Genomic DNA, 7,300 nt, shown 5'->3' with positions numbered 1-7,300 from the left:
GCCACGACCGCAGGCGCTGCCGCCACCGGGGGAGCGGCCACTGCCGCAGGCGCCATGACCGCAGGCGCTGCCGCCACCGGGGGAGCGGCCACTGCCGCAGGCGCCACGACCGCAGGCGCTGCCGCCACCGGGGGAGCGGCCACTGCCGCAGGCGCCACGACCGCAGGCGCTGCAACCACCGGGGGAGCGGCCACTGCCGCAGGCGCCACGACCGCAGGCGCTGCCGCCACCGGGGGAACGGCCACTGCCGCAGGCGCCACGACCGCAGGCGCTGCCGCGGCCGGAGGCACGGCGGGAGCCGCCGCTACCGGCGCCATGATCCCCTCTTGGTCCCTCAGCGCTGGTTCCTCCATGCTCGCTTGGGGAAGCGGAGCCAAGTCCATGACCTCCAGCTCCTGCAGGGAGAAGTAGCTCCGGAAGGTCTTGCGCGTCTTGAGCGTGAAGAGACGCCAGCTCTCTTTGACGATCTTGCGGATGGACTCGCGCTCCTCCGCGGTGAGGTTCTTCTCGCCCTCGCTGCGATTCAGGATGAGGTTGATCTGCAGCAGGGCCTTGAGCCGTTGCCCGCTCTCCAGCCTCTGGATGACGAAGGGCATGTCCCCGCGCGCCATGGGCTGGGAGCCATCCGCGGCCGTGACCGTCCCGTCCTCCCGGATCTGGTACTTGTTCTGCAGCAGCAGTTGGGTCTGCGCCTCGGTCAGAGGGTCGGTCTTGACGTTGTAGGGGACGTCCGCTCCCGGCGCCTGGCCCTGCAGGGCGCCGGCCGAGAGGCCCAGGATGAGCCCCGCCAGAGAGAGGCGCCGTCCGAGGGTCATGGCCCCAGTGTACATTTGCGCGATTATACAAATATTGCATAATCCCCCCATGCCAGACGGCGCAGGATGCGCGGCCGCCCAGCTCGTGTTCCCGGGCTTCCAGTTCGGCCGGGACGACCCGCGGCGCGCCGTCTCCTTGGTCAAGGCCGGAGTCGGCGGCTTCTGCCTCTACAAGGGCGAGGCCCGCCAGATCGCGGCCTTCACGGCGCGGCTCCAGGCCCTGGCGCGGGTGCCCCTGCTCTTCTGCGCCGACTACGAGGATGGGGCCGCCTCGCACTGCGCCGGGGCCACCGCCTTGCCGACCGACATGGGGATCGCGGCTTCAGGCCGCGCGGAGCTGGCGCGCCTCAAGGCCGAGGTCACCGCCGAAGAGGCCTTGGCTCTGGGGGTGCGCTGGGTGCTGGCCCCGGTCGTGGATCTGGCCGTGGAGCCGGACAACCCGATCGTCAACGTCCGCTCATTCGGGGCGGACCCGGCCCTGGTGACGCGCATGGCCAGGGCGTATCTCGCGGGCCTGCGCGCGCATCGCGTCTTGGGCTGTCTCAAGCATTTCCCGGGCCACGGCCGCACCGCGCGCGACTCGCATCTGGAGCTGCCCTTGGTGGCTGCCGGCCGGCGCCTGCTCGAGCGCGGCGACTTGGCGCCCTTCCGCGCTCTGGCCAAGACCGCGGATTCGGTCATGCTGGGCCATCTCGCGGTCCCGGCCCTGGGCGGCGGCCGCGGGCCTTTCTCTCTCTCGGCCGCCGCCGGGCGCCTGTTGCGCGGCGGACTCGGGTTCCGAGGCTTGGTCTCCACCGACGCGCTCGACATGCACGCCGTCTCCAAGCGCTACGGCGACGCCGAGGCGGCGGTCCGGGCCCTGCGCGCCGGCGCCGACGTGCTTCTGGTCCCCAAGGACCCGGAGCGGCTCTTGGCCGGACTGCCCGCGGCGCTGGCCGGCCGCGGCGTCGCCGTGCTGGCCAAGCTGGCCCTGAGGCGCCTGCGCTACGCCAAGCTCCGGGCCGGCTTGTTCGAGGACCCCATGCCGGCCAGAAGGCTGTTGTCCGCGGTCGGCGGCGCCAGGCACGAAGCTCTGGCGCAGAAAATGGCCGACTCCTGCCTGGCCTGGCGCGGCCAGCCCGCCTCGCTCAAGGGCCGGCGCATCGCTTACGCGGAGGCCGGCGCGGAGCCCAAGGATGGGAAGGGCCGGGGCTTTCTCGCCGAGTTGCGCCGGCTGGGCGCTGAGGTGCGCTGCGTCTCGGGCCCCGCGAGGCCGGACGAGGTCCTGGTCCTGGGGATCTTCCTGAGGCCGCGAGCCTATTCAGGCCGCATCAAGCTGGAGCCCGCGGAAGTCTCCCGGGCGGCGGCCCTGGCGCGGCAGGCTCGCGAGACGGTGGTGGTTTCCTTCGGCAGCCCCTTCGTCCTGGCCGATTTCCCCGGCCGGCCGGGGCTCTGCGCCTTCTCTAATATCGCGGCCGCTCAGCGGGCAGCGGCGCGGGCTCTGCTGGGGCGTATCCGGGTCATGGGGCGCATGCCCGTGGGCTTGTAGCGGCTAGGCTGCTGATAAAGTCCGTTCTGTGAGCGCCCGGCGGCCGTCTGCCGGGCGCAACCGACCCGCGAAGCGGGGCGGCAGAACCCAGCCGATAGGTTGCACGAAGGATGGCGCCTTAGGCGCGACTGGCGAGCCTTCGGCTCGCCAGTTCGGGGACGGACTGTTGCCCGCTACCGAAAGGACTGGGTCCGGACCAGTCCTTTCCGCAGGAGGGCTTATCAGCAGCCTGCTAGCCCAGCAATGCCGCGCCGGGAGCCCTGCGGAACGGCGAGAGGGCCAGGCGCCTGCTGCCCCAAAGCGGAGCGGACCAGCGGGTGAGCCGCCCGTCGCCGGTCTTCTCAACGGGGGCCACGCCCTCCTTCTCCTCCTTCGCGCGCTCCGCGGCGGTGGCCTTGTTGGCCGCGATGTCCTCATCCGTGATCGGGCTGCTGCGCGCGCGCAGGCGCTCGTAGCCCGCGAGGTACTTGGCGACGAGAGCCGGGTCGTCCCAGAACTGGACGTTCTCGAAGTTGTTGAACTTGGCGTTATCGGTCCAGTTGTAGGAGCCGTTCTGCACCAGCTCCCCGTCGAAGACCACGAACTTGTGGTGCATGGCGCTCTTGCCCGGCCGGAAGCCCTCGCCCAGGAGCACGTCGAAGCCGTTGTCCACGAACCACATCATGGGCGGCAGGTAGCGGAACTGGGCCTTGTCGAAGACGATGCGGACCTTCACCCCGCGGCTGCGGGCCTCGAGCAGGGCCGACTGGATGCGGCCGGAGGTGCAGCTGAACATGGCGATGTCGAGGGTCCGGCGCGAGAGCTTGATGGCCTGGAGCAGCCAGCCCTCGGCCCCGTCGCCGGGCGCGAAGGCGTAGGCAGGGAAGCCCTCGCCGTGGAACCGCACCGGACGCTGGGAGTCCTGCGGGGGCGTGCGCCCATCGGCCCTGCCCGCCGGCTCGCCGAAAGGCTTGCCCAGGCCCCACATCCAGCCCCAGACCTCCTGGAAGCCTGAGACGCGGTGGGCATCGTTGGTATAAGTGGCATTCTCCTGGTGCACGTTGTCCGCGGCACGGGACCAGTTGGCCGAGCCGGACCAGACCAGCTGGCCGTCCAGCACCGCGAACTTGTTGTGCATCAAACCGAACCTGTCCCCCCCGCGCAGGATGCGCAGCGGGACCTTCGCGTCGAGAAGCTGCTGGATCTCGTCCGAGCGGTGCTGGCCGGGCTTCTCGGGGTAGACGTGGATGCTGTCTATGACGATGCGCACCTTCACGCCGCGGGCGTGCGCGCGCAGGACGGCCGCCACCAGGTCGCGGTGCATCACCTCGAGGAGCGCGAGGTCCATGGTGTCCTGGGTCGCGTCCATGGCCGCGATCAGCTTCGAGCTCATCCAGCCGGGCCCTTCTTCCGAGAACTGGGCCGCCGGCAGGCGCAGGCCGTGGAACGGGACATCCGCGATCGGGGCCGGAGCAGGCTGGACCACGCCTGCGCCGAGCTCCGCTCCCGCATCGGCCGGGGCCGCGTGGGCCAAGCCGTCGAAATGCGTCCCCAACGCTTCCTGCGCGCCCAGCGCGTCGCCGCGGGTCCAGGCTCCGGTGAAGTCCTGGGCCGCGGAGCCGACCTGGCCCAAGGCCGAGACTGGAGCAGCCGGCTGGACCGCCGGGAGGGGCGCGTCGAGAGGTGCGGCCAGGGGGCTGACCTGCGGGGCCGCGGGCAGGACCGGCGCGGAGAGAAGCAAGGACGCGGTGCGGGCAGAGCTGGAGAGAGCGGGGGACACTGCGTGCGCCGCAAGCGCCGGCAGCCCCATGGCGGGGGTCCAAGACTGGAGCCGGATCGGCCCCTGCACGACGGCGGCCGCGGCGCACTGGGAGGCGAAGAGGAAAGCCAGCAGGGCCCGAGGCAGGGAGCGGCGCGAAGTTGTCATACCGTCATTATCGCCGATGGGAAGACCTTTTCCTAAGAGCCACTTGGCCCGCTCCCGAGCCGCCATCGGGCCTGCCCGGGCAAGGGCTCATGGGCCCGGCCTCCCTAGGACTTTAGCCCCTCCGGACGGGGATCAGTCTGGCCGCGAGGGTCCAGACCAAACCCACCAGGAAAACCGTCAGCATGATGGTCGGCCTGAGCCAAAGGCCGGCCGCGAAGGCCAGCCAACCGGCCAGGACGCAGGCCAGCGCCACCCCCGCCACGCCCGCCAGGTAGGCTGCGCTGGATAGGGCGGCGCACCAGGCCATCAGCAGGGCCGCGGGCGCCGCGCACACGAGGAAGTCGGCGGCCGGGCGCAGGGTCGCGAACCAGCGATGAGCGAGGAGGTTGTCGGCCAAGGTGAGCTGCGCCAGCGGGCCGGGCATCTGCCCGCCGAACGGGGAAGGATACAGGTCGAAAGCCAGCGACGAGACGGAGCCGACGAAGACCACGGCCTCGCGCAGCGCGCCGGTCTCCGCGAGAGTGAGCTGGTCGTCGAGGATGTGGCAGACGGGGATCACCGTGAAGCTCCGGTCCGCCCAAGACCCTCGGTAGTTGAGACGGAGCCTGGCCGGCAGGGCCGCCGCCAACTGCTGGGGATCCTGGTGGAGATAATGGGCGACGGCCACCAAGCCCATGGGGAAGGTGTCCGGATGTCCTGAGGAGCGCATCCTGGTCGAATAGCTCCGGATCGTGCCGTCGGGCTGGATCTCCGCGGTGACGGAGACGTTTCCCACCCCCGCGGCGCCGCGCGCGACGATGGGCAGGGAGTCCAGGCGCTCCTCGGGCCGGCCATCCCGGCTCCGGTTCAGGATCGCGGCATGGATGACCCGGCCCGACCTTCGGGTCGCCTCGGCCAGGGCTTTGTCGTCGGCCGGGTAGGCCGAAGGTTCCAGGAACATCACATCGAAGGCGATGGTGCGCGCCCCGAGCCGGGTCAGACGGTCGATCAGGCGCGCCCAAACGGACCGGCGCCACGGGAAGGCCCCGATGCGGGAGAGCGACTCGTCATCGATGGCGGCCAGCACGATGCGCGGGTCCCCGGGCTGGGCTCCCCGCAGCCGGTAGAGGAGGTTCTGGACGGAGTTGTCGATGCTCCGGCGCAGGCGCGGGGCGCGCGACGACGCTCCCAGGACGAGAGCCGCCAAGAGGAGGATGCCGAGAGCGTGCGCCAGCCAGGGGAGATGCTTTTTCATACGATTAGTATAATTCTTTTCATCGCAGCCAGCCTGCCGCTGCCGGGCAATCCCGATGAAATGTTATCATGAGTCATGCTGAATCCGGATCCTCGGCCCGCCCTCCAGCCAGCCGACCTGCGGCGGCACGTCCTGCACATGGCCTACCGGGGACAGGCGGTCCACATCGCCTGCGCTTTTTCGCTCATCGAGATCCTGGCGGTCCTTTACTCCAGATTCCTCCGCTTCAACCCGCTCGACCCCGGCGATCCAGGGCGCGACTATCTGGTGCTGTCCAAGGGTCACGGCGCCATGGCCCTCTACGCCTGCCTGCGCGAGCTGAATTGGCTCACTCAGGAGCACCTCGACAGCTACTTCTCCGATGGCTCCGAGCTTCGGGGGTTGGCGGAGGCCGGCACGCCGGGGATCGAGGCGACATCCGGGTCCTTGGGGCACGGCCTTCCGGTGGCGGTCGGGATCGCCCTGGGCCTCAAGCGCCGCGACACCCGACAGCGGGTCTACTGCATCGTCGGAGACGGAGAACTCAATGAGGGTTCCATGTGGGAGGCGTTCGCCTTCGCCGCGCACCATGGACTCGACAACCTCACCGTGGTCGTCGACGCCAACCAGTGGCAGGCTTTGGGGCGGACCAAGGACATCCTCGATATGGAGCCGCTGCTGGACAAATTCCGGGCCTTCAAACTTGCGGCCGCGGAATGTGGAGGCCATGACACCAAGGCTCTTGAGACGACCTTGGAGGATCTCATCAGCCGCGCCGCCGGGCAGCCGCAAGTCTTGGTCGCGCGGACGGTCAAGGGGAAGGGCGTTTCCTTCATGGAAGGCGACAACCAGTGGCATTACACCCAACTGACCGAGCAGACCCTGGCGCGGGCGCTTGCGGAGCTGGCACGCTGATGCGAGCGCTTCTATCGGACCTCATCACGCGATCGGCCGTCCGAGACCCGTCTTTTGTCATGCTTTCGGGAGATCATGGCTGTGTCTTGTTCAACCAGATCCGGCGCGAACGTCCGGCTCAATTCATCAATGCCGGCATCGCGGAGCAAGGCATGATCGGCATCGCGGCGGGCTTGGCGCGCGTGGGCTTCAAACCGATGGTCTATGGGCTGGCGGCTTTCGTCCCCATGCGGGTCCTCGAGCAGATCAAGCTCGATCTCTGCGTTTCCAGGCTGCCGGTCGTCGTGCTGGGAGACGGGGCGGGGCTGGTCTATTCGACCTGGGGGGTGACCCACCAATGCGGCGAAGATATCGCCGCCGTGGCGGCCATGCCCAATCTGCGCATCTATTCTCCGACCGACCGGGCTGAGATGCAGGTGTGTTACGATGCCGCGATGCGCTACCAAGGGCCCAGCTACATCCGCATCGGCAAAGAGGACCGGTCGGTGGCGCACGATGGTCCTTTGGACTCCACAGACCCGCATTTCTTGCGTACCGGCTCCGGCCGCAAGGTCTGCCTGGTGGCGACCGGTTCCATGGTCAGCTCCTGCCTGAGGATTGCCAAAGAACTCGATCTGGCCTGCGTTTCCATGCCGCAGCTCAAGCCCGTCGGAGAGCGTCTCCCCGAGATGCTCGGCCGGTTCTCCGTGGTCGTGGTCGTGGAGGAGCATAGCCGCTACGGAGGCTTGGCTGCCCTGGTCTTGGACGCGCTGTGCCTCGGGGACGCTGTAGCGCACCGGCCCAGGATCCACAGTCTTTCCCTCGAGGACAAATTCCCGACACGCTGCGGTTCCTACCAATATGCTCTGTCCGAGCATGGTCTTTCAGACGCGCAACTGGGGTCTCGCATCCGAGCGTTGCTGCCTCCCGCCCAAGGAACTTAG

The 7,300-nt window shown here is 69.2% G+C and carries 6 protein-coding genes; 3 read left to right on the top strand and 3 right to left on the bottom strand.

Going from position 1 to position 7,300, the window contains the following annotated elements; all coding sequences use genetic code 11:
* Positions 1-815: hypothetical protein (locus NTY77_17120; protein ID MCX5797214.1), on the bottom strand; the 815-nt coding region annotated here is incomplete at its 3' end.
* A gap of 49 nt (positions 816-864) precedes the next feature.
* On the opposite strand from NTY77_17120, the gene NTY77_17115 reads away from it, so the two are divergent.
* Positions 865-2,343, top strand: a complete 1,479-nt coding sequence (locus NTY77_17115) for a hypothetical protein (GenBank protein ID MCX5797213.1) — start codon at positions 865-867, stop codon at positions 2,341-2,343.
* 232 nt (positions 2,344-2,575) lie between these two features.
* Here NTY77_17115 and NTY77_17110 read toward each other — a convergent pair whose 3' ends face one another.
* Positions 2,576-4,249, bottom strand: a complete 1,674-nt coding sequence (locus tag NTY77_17110) for a phospholipase D-like domain-containing protein (protein ID MCX5797212.1) — start codon at positions 4,247-4,249, stop codon at positions 2,576-2,578.
* Positions 4,250-4,361: 112 nt separating this feature from the next.
* Positions 4,362-5,483, bottom strand: a complete 1,122-nt coding sequence (locus tag NTY77_17105; protein ID MCX5797211.1) for a CHASE2 domain-containing protein — start codon at positions 5,481-5,483, stop codon at positions 4,362-4,364.
* Positions 5,484-5,558: 75 nt separating this feature from the next.
* Here NTY77_17105 and NTY77_17100 point away from each other — a divergent pair, with 75 nt between their 5' ends.
* Entirely contained in the window at positions 5,559-6,377 is an 819-nt protein-coding gene (locus NTY77_17100; GenBank protein ID MCX5797210.1) for a transketolase, read from the top strand.
* Positions 6,377-7,300 carry a transketolase gene (locus tag NTY77_17095; protein MCX5797209.1) on the top strand — a complete coding sequence of 308 codons (924 nt, stop codon included), beginning with the start codon at positions 6,377-6,379 and terminating at the stop codon, positions 7,298-7,300. Before NTY77_17100 ends, NTY77_17095 begins: the two co-directional genes overlap by 1 nt.

It is taken from the genome of Elusimicrobiota bacterium (genome assembly GCA_026388095.1).
In the GTDB taxonomy this organism is placed as follows: Bacteria; Elusimicrobiota; Elusimicrobia; order UBA1565; family UBA9628; genus UBA9628.
This window is presented reverse-complemented; position numbering and strand designations above follow the sequence as displayed.